The organism is Paenibacillus xylanivorans, from assembly GCF_001280595.1.
In the GTDB taxonomy this organism is placed as follows: domain Bacteria; phylum Bacillota; class Bacilli; order Paenibacillales; family Paenibacillaceae; genus Paenibacillus; species Paenibacillus xylanivorans.
The window spans coordinates 149,324-168,991 of record NZ_LITU01000040.1 but is presented as its reverse complement, the minus strand read 5'-3'; the positions used below and the strand labels follow the sequence as shown (position 1 = coordinate 168,991).

The following is a 19,668-nucleotide window of genomic DNA, read 5'->3' as shown; positions in this document are numbered from 1 at the left end:
AAAAGGGAATGAAGTGGAAGAAAGGATGAAAGCATGAACATTCAGGACGTCCCAATTGAGATAATAGAAAAAATAGGAAAAGTCCAGAAAATTACTTTTCCCAAGCAAGGCCATACTTCTATTGTGGCTATTCTGGATACGCTCGATAAAAAGTACATAATCAAAAAGACAGAAAACGATCTCTATAATGAATGGTTATTAGAAGAATACAAGGTGCTGCAATATCTTTACCATACGGGACTACCAGTTCCGAGAGCATATTCATATCATGTCGAGAATAAATCGAGATGGCTTTTAATGGATCATATTGATGGAATAAGTTTGAGAGAATTTCTATCTAAAGAGCCCGATCTCAAAGATAAAGAAAAAGCTATTTTTAACTTTGGACTTTGTTTGAAGAAAATACATGAATGTTCTTGCCCTATTGAATTATTAAAAAATGATCATCCTTGGTTAGATACAATGCTTAATAAAGCAGAATATAATCTAACTCACTTTGCTGTAGACGGATCAGAAGAATTACTTAAAGGGTTGAAAGAAGTAAGACCCAAACCAATAGATAACACTTTGATTCATGGCGATTTTACATTAGATAATGTATTAATTAATGAATGCAATATAGTTGGAGTTATTGATTGGTCAGGAGCTGCGTACGGGGACCCAAGATATGATGTAGCATTGGCAATTAGACCCAAATGTAATGCTTTTGATAATGAAAGAGATAAAGAAATATTTTATAACGCATACGGCAAGTTACGAATAACGGATGAAGAATATGACTATTTTGAAGACGGGGTATATAGCTTCTTTTAGTATCGCTTCGGAGCGTGCTTAATTCGTGCTCCATCAGATAACACTATATTCAGGCTTTGGCGTCCGTCCGAGACACTTCAAGTAGGTGCATTCAGGCAGACACTTCCGTACCCGCATCCGCGTCCCACCTTCGGGGCTTAAGTCGGTGGGACGTCGTGAACACAAGAACGTTATAGGGAATCTGCCAAAAAAAAGAGGTGTCTAATGAAGAAACTGACATTTATTTCAATCATAATAATTCTAACAACTCTAGCAATTATTATTGTAATCAATTTATATCCCAAGGAAGTTAAAATAAATGCACAAGGTATAAAATATAGATTAGGAACTGAGCATTTAGAGTCAGAGAAACTTGTAAATGTTAATATTCAGGGAAAGTTGTATAAAAGTATTTCTGGTGAAAGAAGATTTAAAGGTACTCTAGACATAGAGGGTGAAGATATACATGTTCCATTAGATCAGAGAAAATTAGATATACCAATAACAAATGATGGTTGGGGTGCTATAAGCTATCCGTATTTTGTATACAGAAAAGAGGATGGTGGAACAGAAAGCACGGGGATTTATCAATATGGATCACTAGTGATAAATAATGATTTCAGTAAGGTAACTATTTTAGTTTCAGATCGAAATCAATTGAATGATATTAAAAGTGCGACTTGGAGTTCAGAAATTGGTCAAATGATAACAGTGCCAGCTACTAGCAGATTAGAAGCAATTAGTATCTCAAACGAGATGATGGAATTTTTTTTAAAAGGACTAAAATTGAAATGATCAAACCATGTGTAAGAAAAATCAGGTGGGAGCAGACATACAATAACTATGTATTTAACGCTATTAGATTGGAAAATACTAATGGATTTGAAAGATGCACCTAGCAGAACATTTTCATAATTTAACACGTTGTGCATACGCCATAGGTCTGGCAGAAGAACTTCAGGGGAGCAGGACACGTAAATAGGCAATGTTATATGACATCACTGAATGGTTATCAAGAAGTTCAGATTAAGAGAGGTGAATAATGACAATAAAATATATTTTGAATTCAGAAATCAAGGGATTGATAGGAAGTTATTGAAGTGATGTTAAGAGAATTAAAAGAAACTCATATAATTTCATTATTTTGTGATGAAAACGATCAAGAATTTTTTTTTGAAAATAACTTTTAAATATGGAGGAGAATTATGACTGTCAAACGAATTACGGCAAACATTCACACAGCAAATATATATGAAGCTAAATGCTTTTACCAAGATATATTAGGACTAAACATATTAATGGACCATGGGTGGATAGCTACTTATGGATCCGATCATGAAATGCAAGTACAAATCAGTTTTGCTTCACAAGGCGGTTCAGAGACTCCTACACCTGATTTATCAATTGAAGTTGACGATATCGATGTGGTGTATAAAAAAATAAAAGATGCAGGGTTTAAAATTGTATATGAGCTTGTACATGAACCTTGGGGAGTAAAGCGGTTTTACGTAAGGGATCCATTTGGAAAGCTTGTTAATATCCTTGCTCATCAGTGATATAAATTTGAAAGAATAAATAAGAAGTTAGCATGGTTTTGATAGAGTAGTCTACCGCTTGGAAAAAGAAATGTAACATCTCCGTTTAGCAAAAAACAGTTTCCAATAACCTTCGTTATTAAAGCAAGAAAATTTAAAAAAACTGAATAGGGGGTTATACATGGTAACGGTAAAATTACATACAGAGAAAGCTATTCTACAATCTGAACTAAGGGGTCTTTATGAAGATGCTGGTTGGTGGCCTAACCGGGACGAGAATGGAATATTAAAGTTGCTTGTTAGCGGTGTTGCAGTAGGAGCTTGGAAAGATGATATATTAGTTGGTTTCTGTAGGTCTATTTCAGACGGAATATATCGGGCTTATGTAGAAGATGTTGTTGTATTAAGTACTTACAGAAATAAAGGAATAGGGGAACTAATGGTCAAAAGACTTTTAGATGAATTAAAAGATATTGACGTTATTAGTTTGTTTTGTACAGAGGATTTGGATGGTTTTTACGAATTGTCAGGATTTAAACGGACAAAACAAATTGTAATGCATTATAAGAATCAGAGAATTTAAAAAGTTTAGGCAGCATCACTGACGCTTTTAGGTCTGGCTGAAGATGATGATCAGGAAGACACCCTTGCCAGGCTAATTGGCAAAGCACCTCGCGCATACGATTTTTAAGCATTTAAGGTCGGCTCGCGTAGCGAATATGGGAACGTTATTTGAAAGACCATAAGTGTAAAGAAAGATGGTGCGAATCAGATGTCTCACGAAATCTTATTTCGTAAATTTCAAAATATTAAATTGATTGAACTTACAGGAGGATATACAAACAGTACATTTTTACTTGAAGGTACAGATCCACCGGTTATTGCAAAGATCTCAACTAATAACAGTATTGATGCCAGAGTAGAAATTAATTGTCTAACTCTCTTGAACGAGGCAAGAATTTCTCCTGGAATACATGATTATTTTGAAGACAACGGCTTCTTGTACATTATTTTGGACTATTTGAAGGGAGTGAACAGCCAGAAATATCTTGATGAAAATGATAATGTCAAAGCTCAAGAAATTTTTAAGCTACTTGGAAAGCATCTAGCACAAGACGTTCATTCAATAAAGCGTAGAGAGTCCAACTCCAATATACCAATATTAAAACTCATAAATATTGATATTGATTCTATTGATTTCATGCCAATTGTTCTAAAAGATAAAGTTAAACTCTTACTTAACATTGATATTGAAGAAGAGGAAACATTAGTACATGGTGATTATGGACCTCATAATGCAATTAGCTTAGATGACACATTGTATATTATTGATTGGGAATGGGCCGGATGGGGGCATCCTCTTCAGGATATCGCATGGGTAATATGGTTTGTACATCTGCATTATCCAATGTTTGCGAAGGATCTTTCATGGATTTTTATAAGTGAGTATAGCTCATATTCAAATGTACAAATTAATGAAGAATTATTGAAAGCGTTCTCGATTTCTCGGATTCTAAATATTATGAATCGAATAAAAAATGCGAATATGGATGTAAAGAACGAATGGGTTAGAAGATTAGAATGGACACTTCAAACAAATTTTCTTAAGTGATTGAGGAGGGGATTATTCAGATTACAATGTATACAAAGCAGCTTCTCCTCATGGTTTTCATGAAGATGAAAGAGAGAAGTTGAATTAGCTCTCAACGACGAACATTAGACGAAAGCGCAAAAGGCTAATATATTGCAGTGATTTCAAGGAGGCTACAACATGACAAGATCCATTTACATCATTTCCGGTCCTGCCGGTGTTGGGAAATCTACTACTTCAAGGAAACTTGTTGAACATCTGGATCGCAGTTCATATATATCTGGTGATGATATTAGTCATCTACCTGTAAACGGGAGGGGAAAGCCGTGGATCTGTCAAGAAACTCATAAGCTAACGTGGATAAATATTTTAAGTTTAGTGAAGAACCTAATTGAATTTAATTACGATGTTGTTATAGATTATGTGACGTTTCCAACGGAGGCTAACTGGTTAGCTAGTGAGCTGGAGAGTATAAATGTAAGGATTATTTATGTAGTATTTATGGTCGATGATGAAACAATTATTAGAAGAGATCAGTTAAGAGATCCAACGATACAAATGGGAGCACGAAGCGTAATCCTTTTGAATGAATTTAAAGAAGCCCTAAAAGACGAAAGACATATATTAAATACCCAAGCATATTCTGTTGACCAGATAGATGAAGTGATTGAAGAGATATTAAACAATAATAGATTTTTGATAAGCTAATTTGAAGAAGTGGTGACATCGTATAACATATAATCAAGCTGCGGCTCCTGGGAATACCTGATTCAGCAAGATGGGTCTGGAAGAGGCATTTCATGCTAGTCTCACGAGAGCAGCCTATACCTTCGAACTTCATATTTCCACATTGAATTTGAATGGTTTATTGCGAGCAGAATTAAAAGATAATGATAAATTTTTACTGTATAAGAATATACGTTCTGGTATAATTGAACTGAGAATAGTAAATCTCTTCCTCTAAATTTGGTTACAAATAAAAACAGGGAGGTGAGTGAGATGGAACAAAGGAATGCGACAGAGGTAAGAATTGAACTATGGGACGAAGGAGATCTAGATTTGCTTCGTCAATTAAATTCGCCTGAGATGACAGTACACTTCGGAGGACCAGAGACTGAGGAGAAAATCCTAGCTCGCCATAAGCGCTATTATGAAATCGCCCAAAATGGAACAGGGAAAATGTTTAAGATCCTTTTGCTTCCGCATCTTGAAGTCGTGGGTAGTGTAGGGTATTGGGATCAGACGTGGAAAGAAGAATCGATTTTCGAGATAGGTTGGAGTGTTTTATCTGAATATCAAGGTAGAGGAATAGCGACAGAAGCAACAGCAAAGGCCATAGCTTCTATTCGTTCTGAAAAGAAGAAACGCAATTTCATTCACGCTTTTCCTAAAACTATAAATCCCGCTTCGAATGCCATTTGTCGCACGCTGGGCTTTTCGTATATTGGCGAGTGTGATTTTGAATACCCTATTGGGACTACCATACGATGTAACGACTGGAGATTGGCAGTCGAGAGGAATTAAGATCAAGAGCATGGAGGGGAATTTTAAATCAGCTGTACGGCTTTCTCCATATTTCAGGGCAGATGAGAGACCATCTGCTTTTTTTTTGCTTGATTTACTTCATATATGTAATAATATGGGTTAGTACTTAGTGCATATAATTTCCTGATTAAAGGGACATGATAGATGCCTAGTTTCTATGGATTTATTTTTATTTGAATTCTAGAGATGCTGAGTGAAACAACTTAAAACGTTAAGGAGAACTAATATGTCTCAGTTTCCCAGGTTAGAAACAAAAAGACTTCTATTAAGAGAGCTAACAAAGAATGATTCCGCAGATATATTTCAATTTTTTTCATTGGATGAAGTTACAAAGTTTTATGATGTGGAGAGTTTTACAAACATTAAACAAGCAGAAGATTTAATTCAAAGATGGAATGAAAGATTTGAAGCAAGTCAAGCCATTCGTTGGGGAATCACTCTGAAGTCTGAAAACAAAGTAATTGGAACATGTGGCTTTCATGGCTGGATGAAAAATCACTATAAAGCTGTTATTGGTTATGAACTAACACCAGAATATTGGCATCAAGGTTTTATGACCGAGGTGGTTGAAAAGGTAATTGAATATGGATTTAATACGCTTGGCTTAAACCGAATTGAAGCATTTGTAGAACCGGAGAATGTGGGATCAAGAAAGGTTCTTGAGAAAATCGGCTTCAGAGAAGAAGGGATATTGAAGGAAAATTATTATTGGAAGAATCGATTTGTTGATAATGCCATTTATGCATTTCTCAAGAGTGACTATAAAGTTCATTAATAGCTAACGAAAGAAGGATAACCAGATGATTACAATCAGATTTGTTTCAAATGAGGATATCCCACACATTCAATCCATAGCTCAAGAAACATGGAATTATACTTATAAAGGCATATACTCCGAAGGTTACATACAAAATTTTCTAAGTAGAGCATATTCAGATGAGAATTTAAGTCGATCTGTCGAGAGAGATCTTCAAAGTGCCAAACGGAGTTTTTTAATTGCAGAATTTAATGGAAAAGTCGCTGGATATGCTCAAACAAGACAAGTCAAAGGAGAAGAATATGAATTACTAAGAATCTATATACGACCTGAAAATCACAAAATGGGAATAGGTAAAGAGTTCATTCAGAGATTCACTCAAGTTTTAAAGCCAATAAATACAATGTTTGCCTGGGTAGGGAAAGAGAATCATATAGGAAGGGCATTTTATGAGAAAAATGGATTTAAAGAAATAGAGGAGATGATTGAAATAATAGAAGGTCAGAGTAAAACCCAAGTTAAATATGAATCGGAGATCTCGAAGGTATAGATATGCACTCATATTAAGAAAGGAGAGAGGATAATGAAACGAGTCAACGTAACATACACTCTAATTACAGATGAATCAAAATCGAAAGTCTTAATGGTCAAAAATGTAGGACGTTCAAGCTGGTCTTTACCAGGAGGAGCAGTAGAACCAGATGAATCATTAGAGCAAGCTGCTATCCGAGAAGCCAATGAAGAGACAGGTTTTGATGTTAAGGTCTATGGCATCGTAGCTATAAATGAATGTAAATTTGAACATTTAAATGAACATGCAATTTTTATAGTCTTCAGGGCTGAAATTACTGGTGGTACTGAACAAATTGTAAGACCTGATGAAATCTCCGAGATTGCATGGAAAGATATAGAGGAAGCAGATCAATTAATGCCATTTTATAAAGGGGGTATAAGGAACTTAATTAGCGGTAATGAGATCACTTACTTCAATGAAGGAACCAAGTGATATGTGATACATAAAGTGAATTGATGAAAACCATACACACTGTGGCGTTCGCCCCCTTGTTTGACAAGTACTTTTCTAAGACTAGAAGAACTAACTGAATACGCCCAGCTCCTTAAGATAAGAGAGTATAAGAGAGCTAAGAGCTATCTAAGGGTGAGAGGCGTCATGAGGAGTTCATAAAAAGTTATATGAGATGGGGGAATAATATCATTAAAATACAGAAAACGCACATTATCACAGTAGTGCTTCTTCTTGTAGCTTATTTCTCTTATCAATATCTAAATCAAGAAAATGAGCAGCTGAATAAAGAGATTTCTATTGATCAGATTAAAAGTACCCAAATGACAAAAGCAGTCTACTCGCACAAAACTCCTAACATTACATTTGTGGATATTAAATTGACAGATGAACAAATTAACAAAATTGTTGGCTGGATCAATTCTGTGCCTGAATCCTCAATTATCGAACTTCATCAAACGCCTTCAAACATCAGTGCTGGAATAGCATTTCGACTTCATTCAAGAAGAGATATTACCATCCAATATGATCTTGAGCAAATATATATTACACGAACAGATATAAATAAAATAATAAAGAAACGAAGTATTCCATTGTACAGTACGACTTAAAATCATTTTTTGATGAACAACTCAAGGGATTTTATTATGGAAAGGATAAAGTAAACGAATAACCCCAAGAGAGGACTATCTATACCTATGAATCCACCTAAGCATATCGTTTCAGCGGCAGCGATTGTAATGAATGAGAACAATGAAATTTTGCTAATCCGAGGACCCCGAAGAGGATGGGAAATGCCAGGAGGGCAAGTTGAAGAAGGAGAATCCTTACAGGATGCGGCAGTCAGGGAGACAAAAGAAGAATCAGGGATTGATATAGAGATTATTCGATTTTGTGGGATATTCCAGAATGTAGATGGTTCAATCGTGAATACATTATTTTTAGCAAGACCGATTGGGGGAGAACCCATAGTAACTAGTGAAAGCCTGGAGACAAGATATTTTCCAATAGAAGAAGCATTAAATAAGGTGACTTTGAAGAACTTCAAACAACGAATAGAATATTGTTTAAAGGCAGATTCGCAGCCATTTTATATTGAATTCTAAAAAAGGACTACGATGAAACTACACTTAATCTAACAGCTGCGAGCATAAGTACTCGATCCGTTCGCTGAACAACAACGTTATAGAAAATCAGCGCAAGGATGTAATGAATTAAAGGAAATACTTTTTCGGTTATTTAGTAGATTAGTTAAAAACTTTAGACTGGAGTGTGCTCATGGAAATTGAATTAGAAGTAATTCAGAGTATGTTAGTTAAATTTAAGTCTGAAGGTAAATGGACTCTCCAAGCAATCTCACAATTATCAGAAGAAGATATCACCTGGTCACCAAATCAAGAAAGTAATAGTATTGCAAATCTGGTTGCACATATAAGAGGTTGTGTTCACTCAAGAATTGAAACGATATTTTATGATATTGCTGATTCAAGAGACAGGGATAAGGAGTTTGAATATGGGCTTAAAATGTCGATAGAAGAAGCCTATAACATGACTAAGGAATCATTCGATATTATCATTCAATATCTCGAACACCTCAGTTTCAACCCAAATTTGTTGTTATCTCAACCTTTCACTAATCGTCCCCTCTTATATTCAGTCAAGTAAATAATGAAACAACGGTTTTGAATCTAATGATAGCAATGGTAAGAGAAATTCACTATCACACTGGTCAAATCATATATGCAGCCAAAGTCAGGAAAGGACAGCTAGTTTGGCAATACGATTGATATCAACACAAAGTAATAATGATCTGAAAAAAGGAGAATTAAATGATACAAATCCTAGAAGAACCAACAGGAGTAGCATATAAACAATTGGTATCTCTGGCTTTTAGCCTGTGTGATGAGTTCATATTGGTCAAAAGAGATCAAATTGAATTAAATGAAGATGGAAAAAGATTTATTGAAGAAATAAAGCCTTATATTAAAGAGATTAAAAAGCAGGAGGGATGGCCCGGGACGCAATTATTTGGCCATTACGCAGATGTTTTTTATTTTGATTGTAACGAGGAATTGAAACAGATCTTATTAAGAAAAGTCGATAGACTATATGAATGGTTACAACCAGAATTACTAGAAGATCTATGTTTTTATAAAAATAATAAAGAATGGCTAGTAACAATTACTCATGAAAAAGAGGGAATCATTAAAACAACAGATAATCAAGAAATACTAATGATAAGGGAAATCGAAGGCATAATGATATATTAGCATGAGTAGAAATCAACGAATCTTCACAAAAATATTTGATAGGAGCTGGATTGATGGATTTTATATATGGAGAATATCTTATCAGTGATAACAAAGAACTTATGGAGATCCATGCGGTAAAGGGTTTCTTATCTAGAAGCTATTGGGCCAATAAGAGATCCGATGAAAAAATTGAAAAGTCTATCCATTCTTCAATATGTTTTGGTGTTTATTAAGAAGAAGTTCAAGTTGGTTTTGCAAGGGTTGTCACAGATGATGCGACAATGTATTGGCTTTGTGATGTTTTTATTCATGAGGAATATAGGGGCCAAGGACTTGGTAAGAAACTAATTGAAGTGATAACACAATTGGATCGCTTTAAAGATTTAATGGGGTTACTCGGAACATTAGATGCACATGAATTATATGAACAATATCAATTTAATAGAAATAGTGAACGCTTCATGATAAGACTTCCTGATTATTTGAGGGCGTGATGACGTTGAAGAGAACTGTTTATTTTCTTTCTTTGATCATCGGGATAGTTTTTATAGCCCTTGGAGTACTACCAGCTATTTTTGCCTATCCCTTCAGTGATGAACCAAACTCCGGGCCGGCAAGCTTTTGGGAACTGATTCTAATCATTAGTTACGAACAATGGATATTGTTTCTGATTGTTGGTCTGATATTAAGTCTGTTTAACGTGTTACAACTACGAAAGATATAAAGGGAGATTTTATCAATGTACAAACTTAAAACAAAAGAAACAGACAACAGCGTCATTGAATTTATTGAAAGTGTTGATAGTCCCAAAAAACGTGAAGACGCGTATCAGCTATTAGATATTTTCACTGAAACAACAGGGTATAAAGCAAAGATGTGGGGACCGAGTATTATTGGATTCGGCGCCTATCATTACAAATATGATTCTGGTCACGAAGGAGATGCACCACTGGTGGGTTTTTCTCCCCGAAAAGCAAAAATCAGTTTGTATTTTGCGACAGGTGACACAGAGCGAGAGAATTTATTAAAGGACTTTGGAAAACATACGACAGGAAAAGCATGTGTATACATCAATAAAGTTGCAGATATCCATACAGATGTATTACAAGCTCTGATCAACCAATCCATCAGGTTCTTGAAAGAAACCTATCCGAATCATTAATTCCTGTTCACTGTTATTATTGGAGGTCACGTGATGAAAGAAGAGCACATTCATATACGATGGGCTAACGCAACTGATGCAGAGGAGCTTCTAAAGCTCAATGATGCTTTTAATGGAGTAGGTACATCCATAGAAGAAGTAATAGATAGCCTTGCTTTATCTAATGAGTTGATTGCTCTAGCCGTAATTGACGATCAGGCAGTTGGGTTCGCTTGTGCTCAATATTTTAAATCTTTTTGTTATCGTGGACTCCAGGGAGAAATCACAGAAATGTATATTGCCGAAGCTGCCCGGAGAAGAGGATTGGCTACGTTGCTAATTGCTTTTATAGAGGAGGAACTTAGAGAACGAGGTGTTACCAATGTAAAGATTCTGACAGGCCAAAGAAATGAAATGGCTATAAAGACATACGTAAAATCAAACTATGCGAGAACAGAAGAAGTATTGCTTCAAAAGAAACTATAAACCAAAAGGAGCAATCGAATGTCTGAATATTATTGGGATAATAAAATTGAATACCTAAAAAATACGAGATGGCTTTATTACAATGACGATTACCTACAATTTTTAGTGCAATTTGTTTGGAAGATAGATAAACCTCTAAGCGTTATTGATTATGGGTGCGGGTTTGGTTATTTGGGTCTTAAACTGCTACCTTTGTTACCAAAAGGGTCAACCTACACTGGATTAGATAAGGGTGAAACATTAATCAATGAAGCTAAGACAATTTTCTCCCAACTTCCTTATGATACAGAATTTATTACTTGTGATATAGAAGACGTTGTATTGGAGAGGAAGTATGACATTGCATTGAGTCATGCTTTTTTATTGCATATGGATGACTCTGTGAAAATACTCCAAAAGATGATTGAAAGTGTGTTGGATGGTGGAAGAATCATTTGTTTTGAACCTCACTGGATTGGAAATATGGCGAACTATCATGTGGAAGGCGTTGAACAAAGTGAAATCATTAAACTAGGCGTTTTACAGAGGTTATTTGAACAAGATCATATACGTACAGGTAAAGATGGAAATATTGGAATGCGATTGCCCATAGTAATGAGTCAATTAGGATTAACGAATGTGGAATGTAGAATGAGTGATAAGGTCAACTTTCTAGATCAAAACCTGGACTCTGCCAGAAAAAACATTCTCTATCACTCACTGAAAGAAGAAGGTATAGGACAGGATCCTGGAGATTCAGTAGAGGTAACCAAATGCTTATCAACTCGGGGCATAACCCAAAATGAAGCAAAGGCGCAGTATGAAGCTGAATTAACACTCTCCAAAGTATTTGATGAAGAATCTTGGTTGACTTATGCAGCCAGCATGAAGATTTCATTTGGAACGGTCCGAAGGGAAGGGGGATAAGAACTGTGGGTTCACGGATTGCACTTTGTTATTGCTAATTGAATGCAGAGGACCTTTTGATTAAAGGGAGCTTATAATTTTACTTGGATGTATTGAATCTAGAACATAAAAAGGGGTCTTTAAATGAAATTTATTGTGTCTGCAAGTGTGATTGTCCTTAATGAGAACGATGAAATCTTACTTATGAAGGGACGGAGAGGCTGGGAAATGCCTCAAGGCTGTGTGGAAGTAGGCGAGACCATCACACAAGCTGCTATTCGAGAGGTGAAGGAAGAGACTGGCATTGATATTGAACTTATTAAGTTTTGTGGCCTATATCAGAATACTACGCGGGGAGTATGTAACAATATATTCACTGGAAAACCGATTGGAGGAACTCTAACTACAAGTATTGAAAGTGATGAGGTTGGTTTCTTTACATTAGAACAAGCCAATGAAATGATAACCTGGGGGAATTTCAAGGAGAGAATTCACAAAGCATTGGATGAGAGCACTCATCCCATTTTAGTTGAGTTCTCTGAATAACATATGGGTGAAGGTATCTTGAAAAACAACATCGTTTGTTGTGGTTAAGGGAGTCATTGAAAATAAAGGCAGGGTATTGATATTAAAACGTTCAAGTGCAGATGAAGTTGCCGCTGGGAGCTGGGAAACCGTTGGTGGAAAGATCGATTTTGGAGAAGAACTAGAAGGAGCTTTGACTCGTGAAGTGAAAGAAGAAGCTGGGCTTAAAGTGAGTGTTGAGAAGTTACTATTTGCTGCTACTTTTTTTACGGATCCGCATAGACAGATCGTATTACTGACATATTTGTGCAGAGCAATAGATGATCAAGTGATACTTTCAGAAAAACATAGCGAGTATATGTGGGCAACCCGATCAGAGTTATATGACTATTTACCACAAACTATTTTAAATGATTTTAAAAAATATAACGTAATCGATACAATAGGAATGATAGTTTGATTATATGACTCATGTAATTTTTTCAACTCCTTTAACAGAATAAGATTAAGAAACTAAGAGGATATTTAAATGAATCCAATATCTATATAAGCGGTCGATTAGTAGCCATTTTGGAGGCATAATGATCCATTTTAATAAAAAAGGTGGGATAGCATGGTGTACGACGATATCAATAAAACGATGACCACAGAGAGGTTACTGTTAAGATTATTTACGAAAGCAGATGCTGAAACCGTTACCAGACTATGTAATGACTACAACATATATAAGAGCACACTCACACTACCCTACCCATATACATTAGATTGTGCTTTGTCATGGATAGAACACCATAGCGAAAATTTTAATGCGGATAAGTTATACGAATTTGCTATTTGTGATAGGGAAACAGGTGATTTATATGGGGCAATAGCATTATCTAATCAACAACGTTACGATAACGGTGAGTTATCTTATTGGGTGGGTCAGCCGTTTTGGGGAAAAGGTTATGCAACGGAAGCTGCCAAGGCGATCTTGGACTTCGCTTTTGATGTGAGAAAATATCATAAGGTATATGCGCGACACTTTGCTTCTAACCCGGCATCCGGACAAGTAATACAGAAAATTGGCATGAAGAAAGAAGGGGTGCTGGTGGATCATGTCAAGAAAGAAGACCGGTATGAGGATCTGATTTACTACGGAATAGTGAGAAATAAAATGAAAGAATAAATTTCAAATTCAACGCGGAGGAATACATATTGAAAATTAAACCGGGTAAAAAAGCTTTACTGTCATGGGTCGATTGTTAGAATTCGGCTGAGTTCCGACCTGATTCTCTAAGACCATATGCAAATTCTGTTGTTATATATTGGAGGTGAAGATATGAATACACTAATTCCATCTTTAGATTTAATTAAAGAAATTGAAATCTCGGAAATCGATTATATGACAGATCGCATGCTTGCTATACAAGGTCGGGACAACAATCCGGAAGGAATTGAGATTCAGCAATTTGGAAATGCCATCTGCTTCTACAGTAAGACCATGCCATGGCCCACTTTCAATACGGTGAAGGGCTTAACAAATAATGATATGGAACACATGGATGCTATCATCGATTTTTATAGACAGCGAGATCGGAAGATTCAGATCGAAGTCATTCCAAGCGTGGTGGATCAGAACTTTCTGAAACGCTTAACCGACTTAGGTCTGTATGCATCGGGATTTCATTCATCCCTAGTCATCAAACCTGAAGAAAAAAACAATCACTTAGATCATATCCGAATTCAAGAACTCGAAGAGGATCAATTCGACCTGTACGCTACCATCCATTGCAGGGGGACCGGTTTGTCGGATGACGGTATCCCTTATGTCGCGCAGAATAATAAGGTTCTTTATCATCGTCCAGAATGGAAATTTTACATCGCATATGTCAATGACATCCCAGCAGCGGTAAGTGTTCTGTTTATTAAAAATCAAAAGGCTTCCTTAACCTTTGCAGCAACATTACCTGAGTTTAGAAATCAGGGTGTACATCAGCAGCTTTTGAATAGGAGAATAACGGAAGCCATGAATAAGGAATGTAATCTGGTGGTGGGGCAATGTTCCTTTTTATCACAAAGCCATCGAAATATGGAGCATGTTGGAATGAAGTTGGGATATGTCCGAACCGCGTGGTCTGAAAGATAAGAACCAGTTGACGAGGCTTGGCATTAAAAATGATTATAATCATAAACGGAAATAGGAGGCAGCTCATGAACAATACAAATAAAATCCTGGGTGCGGTTCTAATGGTTAGCAGCGTTTTTATTTCAACCCTAGATAGAATTTCGGATAGAATATCCATAGCGATAGTAGAAGCTGGTTATGCTTCAGGTGGGAAAGCGCGTGAGTTAATACCAGCTAGCGATAATGGTTTTTCGGGTATACTCGTATATTTATTATTCTTGGTCGGCTTTGTACTATTGGTTGCCGGATTCCCGGGGAATTCCAGAAAGGATAAAACCAATAGATATACCCAAAACCGACCATAGGAGGAGTTCATTTTGCGGGAACACGAGGAGATTCTGAACGGAGGCAATGTGAACAAGGTTGTAAAAGTTGGGAGCACAGTTCGGCGTGAAGCAATACCGAATCCGTATGTATATGAATTGCTTATGCACCTTGAAAAGGTGGGCTATGCGTATTCCCCTAGATATTTGGGAGTAGATGAGCAGGGTAGAGAAATTCTTTCTTACCTGGATGGTGTAGTTCCGGGAAATGACTATCCTGAGATTGAAAGTTATATGTGGTCTGATGAGACCTTAGACAAAGTAGCGAAACTTTTAAAAAGCTATCATGATGCTACAGTGGGATTTATCACATGTACCGAGTCTTCCAATACCTGTCCAAGGATATCTTCAAAGGAAGAAGTAGTCTGCCATAACGATTTTGCATTGTATAACGTTGTGTTTAAAGATCGACTTCCTGTAGGAATCATTGATTTTGACATGGCAGGGCCTGGTCCGCGTCTATGGGATATCGTTTACAGCTTGTATACCTCTGTCCCACTAGCGGGTTTTTCACCGGGTAAAGATGAAAGGGAAGTCGTTCCATATCGTAAACAGGATCATGCATCTGAGCGGAAAAGACGTATAGCGTTATTTTTTAATGCTTATGGTATGGACGTGCCGACAGATTTGAAGGAGTGGGTGATTTCTCGAATTCATTTCATGTGTACTACATTATCTGATCGGGCTGCGTCTGGGGAGACTGCTTTTATCAAAATGATTGAAGAGGGTCATTTGGCTCATTATGAGAATGAAGTAAGGTTCCTTGAGAAGCATTTCGGTGACTGGAGTTAATCACACGTATTATGCTAGAGAAGCGATTGTGGGGAAGATGATTTAGGTTGAATCAAGCTGTTATCGTTGGAGGTGAAATAGTATGAAAAAGCGATATTTAATATTTGTTTTTTGTATTGCTGTGGTTCTTCTCATTGTTTCTTTAACAGAAGTTAGAGACGAAAGCATTGTATTAATAAAGCCTGACGAAGTTGTTAATGCTGAAATATATAATTTTGTTTTACCTTCTAATGACGGTGATCTCCAAATGATTAATATAACTGAAACAAAAGATATCGCTCACGTATTAACCAACTTAAGTGAAATAAAGCCGAAGGACGAAGGATTATCTTTAGATGGAGATTATTCCATTATATTTAATAAGAATGACGGCTCCAGACTTGTATATATGTATGAGAGAGGGACACTTACAACTTCGACCGGATTTAAAGGTAGAATAACCAGTGACAACATCATTAACAGGCTGTGGGCCGGCCTTGATTATCCTGTTCAGAATGTAACAGAAAATGAACTTCCATCGGATATGTAAAACAAAACGAAACGAGTGATATTATTGTGATCAGAATAATACCTACTACAAGAGAGAACTGGAAAGATGCATTAAACTTACAAGTTCAAGCCAATCAAAATCATTATGTTCCATCAGTAGCCGTGTCGCTAGCGAAAGTGCACATTCGTCCAGATGGGGATGAGTACAAGTATCTGCCATTTTGCATATATAATACGGAGAATAGCTTAGTGGGTTTTGTCATGATCACGTTCGATGAAACGACAGCTTGGTCCTATTGGTTGAATGGTTTTATGATCGATGTAAGTTGTCAAGGTAAGGGATATGGAAATGCAACGATAGATTCGGTTATTAGATATATAAGAGAGAACTATGTCCATAGCAAGTGTTTGAATTTAACGGTATGTGCAGATAATGAAGTTGCAAGAAAGCTTTATGAAAAAATGGGGTTTGCTGAGACCGGAGACGTATATGATGACGAAATTGTATATCGGTTCGTTTTTTAATTTAACGACGAGGTCCCTTTCGGAGCCCGCCTGAGTAGAGCCGTATGGAAAACATCTCAACTTTTATGACAGTTTTTTTGCGGAATCGATTGGGAAACCCTATTTCGGAAAATGTTTTCAACCAACGATATATCCAACACTTGATAACCGACGTTCCATATTTAACTTAAGAGCAGCAACAATATGTTGCATCAAATTTCAAGTGTGGTATCGTGTTGTCCTTTTTAACCCAGGGAGGGCTCCCTTTCGTTTGCATTTACGCAGATGGGAGCACTTGTAACTGACCTCCTACTTCTGCTTAACTAGTACAACACCGATGATGATGACCACAAGCCCAATCCATGTTTTCCAAGAAGGAACTTCCTTCATAAACCAGTATCCCATCCATATGGAGATGAGCACTTCCATGCATTTGGCAATGACCAGGACATAGCCCAGTTGGCTGGCGGCTTTCATACCAAACTTGACGCCATATCCGACACTCAGATTAGCTGCGAAAAATAAAGGCAGCATCCAAAGATGGAATTTAAACGTAGACCAGAACTGAGTGTCAATATGCTTGCTTTGATATGAAAAAATAATGTTGATACAGGCTAAGCCAGCAAACATGAGCACAAAGCTGATAAGGTACAGCATAACATCACTCCCAGGGATAAGTAGTATGATTAATGTTTCCTCGAACCAAAAATTTTATCCATGGGCATGAAATGCTGTTAGCGAAGATGAGGGTACCAGCTAAATCGATAATAGTGAGGATGTTTCGGCGGTCAATGATTCCAAAAATCAGACTGTAAACAGGCGATATCCGTTACGTTCAGTCAAGTGATCTGGAAAACATTTCTATGAAGAATTTTACATAAAAGCAATGTAGAATTCATTAAATTCCACATGTCCTTTTATATACTTAGTTTGTTTGACTCAGCGAACTAAAAGGACTAGGTGGTCGTTTAAATGTTAAAAAAACGAGATTTGCACGAATGCCACTCACTGCATGATTTGATGGTGGACCCCGCTGTTTTTCCATACGTTCGTCATAAGTGCCGATCTTATGAAGAATATTTATTTGCAACTAAACAGGTGATCGATGAAGAAGCGCAAAACACATGTATTTCGAGAACGATCCTTAATGAGCTGGGACATCCTATCGGAACCATTGATTTATATCACATGGATAATAAGACAGGTTTTCTTGCGACATGGATTGGAGCCCCTTATTTTGGAAAAGGTTACAATCAACGAGCAAAGGAAGCGTTTTTCGCTGAGTTGTTTCTTCAACGTGAAATTGAAACGGTATTTCTTAAAATTCGAAAACAAAACATTCGTTCTAAGAAAGCGGTTGGGAAATTGTCTTACGTCAAATTAGCAACTGATATATACCACGAAGTGTATAACTCAATAAATTATGCGGAACAAATTTATGATTTGTATTACGTGAATCGTTCTGACTTTATGGCAAGTGAAGAGATGAACCATGTGGTTGCTACGTAACAAATAAAAAACAGCTTTCAAAGAACCGTCTATTCAAACGAAATCCCGCCAGGTTTGTCCTGTCGGGATTATTATTATTTTCTTTGACAGTCCATAATTTTGAATATAGGAATCAATAAGTAAGGATGCAGGAATACGGAAATTAAGGTCGAAAGAAGAGATATATAAGAATGAAACAAGGTTATTAGCAAGTCGCAAAGTATATTATTTCTGGGGTGATGTAATGGAGATCAAAAAAATAAAGAATCTATCCAATGAAGATTGGCTTCAACTTGGAAGCTTTGGATATAAATCAACTCAAAAATATGAGCTTACAAGAGAAGAGACACAAGGCTCTTTTAGTATGCAATTAGCCTTAATAAATTTGGATGACATATACGAAAAAGAAGAATTGAACAGTGCAGATGATTTGGAACGATATGAAGAAATCATAAAACTGGGATTTTCTTATGGAATATATATGGATGGGAAAATAATAGCACTCGCAATTTCAGAACCACAAACTTGGAATAATACGCTGATGATATGGCATCTTCAAGTTAATGAAAAATACATAAGAAAAGGATATGGGAGACTGTTAATCAATAAAGTAAATGAGATTGCCCAGGAACAAGGTTTTAGAGCTATCACGTTAGAAACCCAGAATACGAATGTTCCTGCCATTCATTTTTATATGCAATGTGGTTATCAAATTGAAGGGATTGATGTATCACTATATTCAAATAATAATAATCAAAACGAAGAAATAGCTTTGTATATGAGAAAGAAGATTAAGTAAGATAACTGGGTATTATCTTGAAACCGCTTAAATCCATGATGTTTGGTGAGGAGAGATTCTGCATGATAACGCTCAGAAAAATAACACTGGATAACAGACGTTCTATATTTAACTTGGAAGTTTCAGAAGAACAGCGACAATATGTTGCATCAAACCTTTCAAGTGTAGCCTCATGTTATGTTCTTGCAACCAATGGCGGCTCACCGTTTCCACTTGCAATTTACGCAGATGAGCAACCTGTAGGTTTTGTAATGATCACTTACGGAATCACGGGTTATGATCTCCCTGTTATTGCTGACAATAGCTATTGTATTTTGCGACTGATGATTGACAAGCAGCACCAAGGCATGGGCTATGGCCGGGAAGCTTTAAAGAAAATATTGGAGTTTATTCGAACTTTCCCAGCTGGACCTGCACTTTATTGTTGGATTCCATTTAGTCCTGATAACCTTGCTGCCAAAAAACTATATGAGAGCTTCGGATTTCATGAAAATGGTGAAGTGTGTCACGACGAGCTTATAACAATATTGGAACTTTGATTTCCTTCTTAAGAAGGGGAGTTTTACAGCAAAG

29 protein-coding genes and 1 pseudogene are annotated in these 19,668 nt (G+C 36.5%); 29 read left to right on the top strand and 1 reads right to left on the bottom strand.

Annotated features, from left to right (window positions below):
- Positions 1-33: 33 nt before the first annotated feature.
- The 26 genes and pseudogenes from AMS66_RS06495 (at position 34) to AMS66_RS06365 (ending at position 16,829) form a co-directional block, all read left to right on the top strand.
- Entirely contained in the window at positions 34-813 is a 780-nt protein-coding gene (locus AMS66_RS06495) for a phosphotransferase family protein (RefSeq protein ID WP_053780011.1), read from the top strand.
- A 204-nt stretch (positions 814-1,017) separates the two neighbouring features.
- On the top strand, positions 1,018-1,587 hold the full coding sequence (locus AMS66_RS06490; RefSeq protein WP_053780010.1) for a hypothetical protein: 570 nt from the start codon (positions 1,018-1,020) through the stop codon (positions 1,585-1,587).
- A gap of 410 nt (positions 1,588-1,997) precedes the next feature.
- Positions 1,998-2,348, top strand: a complete 351-nt coding sequence (locus AMS66_RS06485) for a VOC family protein (RefSeq protein ID WP_053780009.1) — start codon at positions 1,998-2,000, stop codon at positions 2,346-2,348.
- Between the two features lie 160 nt (positions 2,349-2,508).
- Positions 2,509-2,910 carry a GNAT family N-acetyltransferase gene (locus AMS66_RS06480; RefSeq protein WP_053780008.1) on the top strand — a complete coding sequence of 134 codons (402 nt, stop codon included), beginning with the start codon at positions 2,509-2,511 and terminating at the stop codon, positions 2,908-2,910.
- Between the two features lie 189 nt (positions 2,911-3,099).
- Positions 3,100-3,939 (top strand): aminoglycoside phosphotransferase family protein, encoded by an 840-nt coding sequence (locus AMS66_RS06475; protein ID WP_053780007.1) that lies wholly within the window; start codon positions 3,100-3,102, stop codon positions 3,937-3,939.
- A gap of 159 nt (positions 3,940-4,098) precedes the next feature.
- Positions 4,099-4,626 carry an AAA family ATPase gene (locus tag AMS66_RS06470; protein ID WP_053780006.1) on the top strand — a complete coding sequence of 176 codons (528 nt, stop codon included), beginning with the start codon at positions 4,099-4,101 and terminating at the stop codon, positions 4,624-4,626.
- A gap of 291 nt (positions 4,627-4,917) precedes the next feature.
- A complete protein-coding gene (locus AMS66_RS06465) occupies positions 4,918-5,442 on the top strand; it encodes a GNAT family N-acetyltransferase (RefSeq protein WP_053780005.1) in 525 nt (174 codons plus the stop codon).
- Positions 5,443-5,689: 247 nt separating this feature from the next.
- Entirely contained in the window at positions 5,690-6,238 is a 549-nt protein-coding gene (locus AMS66_RS06460) for a GNAT family N-acetyltransferase (RefSeq protein WP_053780004.1), read from the top strand.
- A gap of 25 nt (positions 6,239-6,263) precedes the next feature.
- Positions 6,264-6,770, top strand: a complete 507-nt coding sequence (locus AMS66_RS06455) for a GNAT family N-acetyltransferase (RefSeq protein ID WP_053780003.1) — start codon at positions 6,264-6,266, stop codon at positions 6,768-6,770.
- Between the two features lie 33 nt (positions 6,771-6,803).
- Positions 6,804-7,226, top strand: coding sequence for an NUDIX hydrolase (locus tag AMS66_RS06450; protein ID WP_053780002.1), 423 nt, complete (start codon positions 6,804-6,806; stop codon positions 7,224-7,226).
- A 188-nt stretch (positions 7,227-7,414) separates the two neighbouring features.
- On the top strand, positions 7,415-7,855 hold the full coding sequence (locus tag AMS66_RS06445; RefSeq protein ID WP_053780001.1) for a hypothetical protein: 441 nt from the start codon (positions 7,415-7,417) through the stop codon (positions 7,853-7,855).
- A gap of 87 nt (positions 7,856-7,942) precedes the next feature.
- On the top strand, positions 7,943-8,350 hold the full coding sequence (locus AMS66_RS06440; RefSeq protein ID WP_053780000.1) for an NUDIX hydrolase: 408 nt from the start codon (positions 7,943-7,945) through the stop codon (positions 8,348-8,350).
- A gap of 172 nt (positions 8,351-8,522) precedes the next feature.
- A complete protein-coding gene (locus AMS66_RS06435) occupies positions 8,523-8,909 on the top strand; it encodes a DUF1572 family protein (protein ID WP_053779999.1) in 387 nt (128 codons plus the stop codon).
- 164 nt (positions 8,910-9,073) lie between these two features.
- Positions 9,074-9,514: a hypothetical protein gene (locus AMS66_RS06430; RefSeq protein ID WP_053779998.1), complete on the top strand. Its 441-nt coding sequence runs from the start codon at positions 9,074-9,076 to the stop codon at positions 9,512-9,514.
- A gap of 236 nt (positions 9,515-9,750) precedes the next feature.
- Positions 9,751-9,990 (top strand): annotated as a pseudogene (locus AMS66_RS34505) (GNAT family N-acetyltransferase); the annotation flags it as partial.
- 245 nt (positions 9,991-10,235) lie between these two features.
- The gene (locus AMS66_RS06415) at positions 10,236-10,658 is read left to right on the top strand and encodes a DUF1801 domain-containing protein (RefSeq protein WP_053779996.1); all 423 of its coding nucleotides are present in this window, start codon (positions 10,236-10,238) and stop codon (positions 10,656-10,658) included.
- A gap of 33 nt (positions 10,659-10,691) precedes the next feature.
- A complete protein-coding gene (locus AMS66_RS06410) occupies positions 10,692-11,123 on the top strand; it encodes a GNAT family N-acetyltransferase (RefSeq protein WP_053779995.1) in 432 nt (143 codons plus the stop codon).
- A gap of 18 nt (positions 11,124-11,141) precedes the next feature.
- Positions 11,142-12,029 (top strand): class I SAM-dependent methyltransferase, encoded by an 888-nt coding sequence (locus tag AMS66_RS06405; RefSeq protein ID WP_053779994.1) that lies wholly within the window; start codon positions 11,142-11,144, stop codon positions 12,027-12,029.
- A gap of 123 nt (positions 12,030-12,152) precedes the next feature.
- Entirely contained in the window at positions 12,153-12,554 is a 402-nt protein-coding gene (locus tag AMS66_RS06400; protein WP_053779993.1) for an NUDIX hydrolase, read from the top strand.
- Positions 12,555-12,594: 40 nt separating this feature from the next.
- Positions 12,595-12,993: an NUDIX hydrolase gene (locus AMS66_RS06395; protein ID WP_053779992.1), complete on the top strand. Its 399-nt coding sequence runs from the start codon at positions 12,595-12,597 to the stop codon at positions 12,991-12,993.
- A 153-nt stretch (positions 12,994-13,146) separates the two neighbouring features.
- Positions 13,147-13,701 (top strand): GNAT family N-acetyltransferase, encoded by a 555-nt coding sequence (locus AMS66_RS06390; RefSeq protein WP_053779991.1) that lies wholly within the window; start codon positions 13,147-13,149, stop codon positions 13,699-13,701.
- Positions 13,702-13,854: 153 nt separating this feature from the next.
- Positions 13,855-14,661, top strand: a complete 807-nt coding sequence (locus AMS66_RS06385; RefSeq protein WP_053779990.1) for an N-acetyltransferase — start codon at positions 13,855-13,857, stop codon at positions 14,659-14,661.
- A gap of 65 nt (positions 14,662-14,726) precedes the next feature.
- Complete coding sequence (locus tag AMS66_RS06380) at positions 14,727-15,005, top strand: hypothetical protein (protein ID WP_053779989.1); 279 nt, start codon at positions 14,727-14,729, stop codon at positions 15,003-15,005.
- Positions 15,006-15,017: 12 nt separating this feature from the next.
- Positions 15,018-15,815 carry a phosphotransferase gene (locus tag AMS66_RS06375; protein ID WP_053779988.1) on the top strand — a complete coding sequence of 266 codons (798 nt, stop codon included), beginning with the start codon at positions 15,018-15,020 and terminating at the stop codon, positions 15,813-15,815.
- A gap of 82 nt (positions 15,816-15,897) precedes the next feature.
- Positions 15,898-16,344 carry a hypothetical protein gene (locus tag AMS66_RS06370; protein WP_053779987.1) on the top strand — a complete coding sequence of 149 codons (447 nt, stop codon included), beginning with the start codon at positions 15,898-15,900 and terminating at the stop codon, positions 16,342-16,344.
- Positions 16,345-16,370: 26 nt separating this feature from the next.
- Positions 16,371-16,829: a GNAT family N-acetyltransferase gene (locus AMS66_RS06365; protein ID WP_330219292.1), complete on the top strand. Its 459-nt coding sequence runs from the start codon at positions 16,371-16,373 to the stop codon at positions 16,827-16,829.
- Positions 16,830-17,117: 288 nt separating this feature from the next.
- On the opposite strand, the gene AMS66_RS06360 is transcribed toward AMS66_RS06365, so the two are convergent.
- A complete protein-coding gene (locus AMS66_RS06360; protein WP_053779985.1) occupies positions 17,118-17,465 on the bottom strand; it encodes a hypothetical protein in 348 nt (115 codons plus the stop codon).
- Positions 17,466-17,780: 315 nt separating this feature from the next.
- Here AMS66_RS06360 and AMS66_RS06355 point away from each other — a divergent pair, with 315 nt between their 5' ends.
- The 3 genes from AMS66_RS06355 (at position 17,781) to AMS66_RS06345 (ending at position 19,634) form a co-directional block, all read left to right on the top strand.
- Positions 17,781-18,317, top strand: a complete 537-nt coding sequence (locus AMS66_RS06355) for a GNAT family N-acetyltransferase (RefSeq protein WP_053779984.1) — start codon at positions 17,781-17,783, stop codon at positions 18,315-18,317.
- Between the two features lie 223 nt (positions 18,318-18,540).
- A complete protein-coding gene (locus tag AMS66_RS06350) occupies positions 18,541-19,095 on the top strand; it encodes a GNAT family N-acetyltransferase (RefSeq protein WP_053779983.1) in 555 nt (184 codons plus the stop codon).
- Positions 19,096-19,157: 62 nt separating this feature from the next.
- Positions 19,158-19,634 carry a GNAT family N-acetyltransferase gene (locus tag AMS66_RS06345; RefSeq protein ID WP_053779982.1) on the top strand — a complete coding sequence of 159 codons (477 nt, stop codon included), beginning with the start codon at positions 19,158-19,160 and terminating at the stop codon, positions 19,632-19,634.
- Positions 19,635-19,668: the final 34 nt, after the last annotated feature.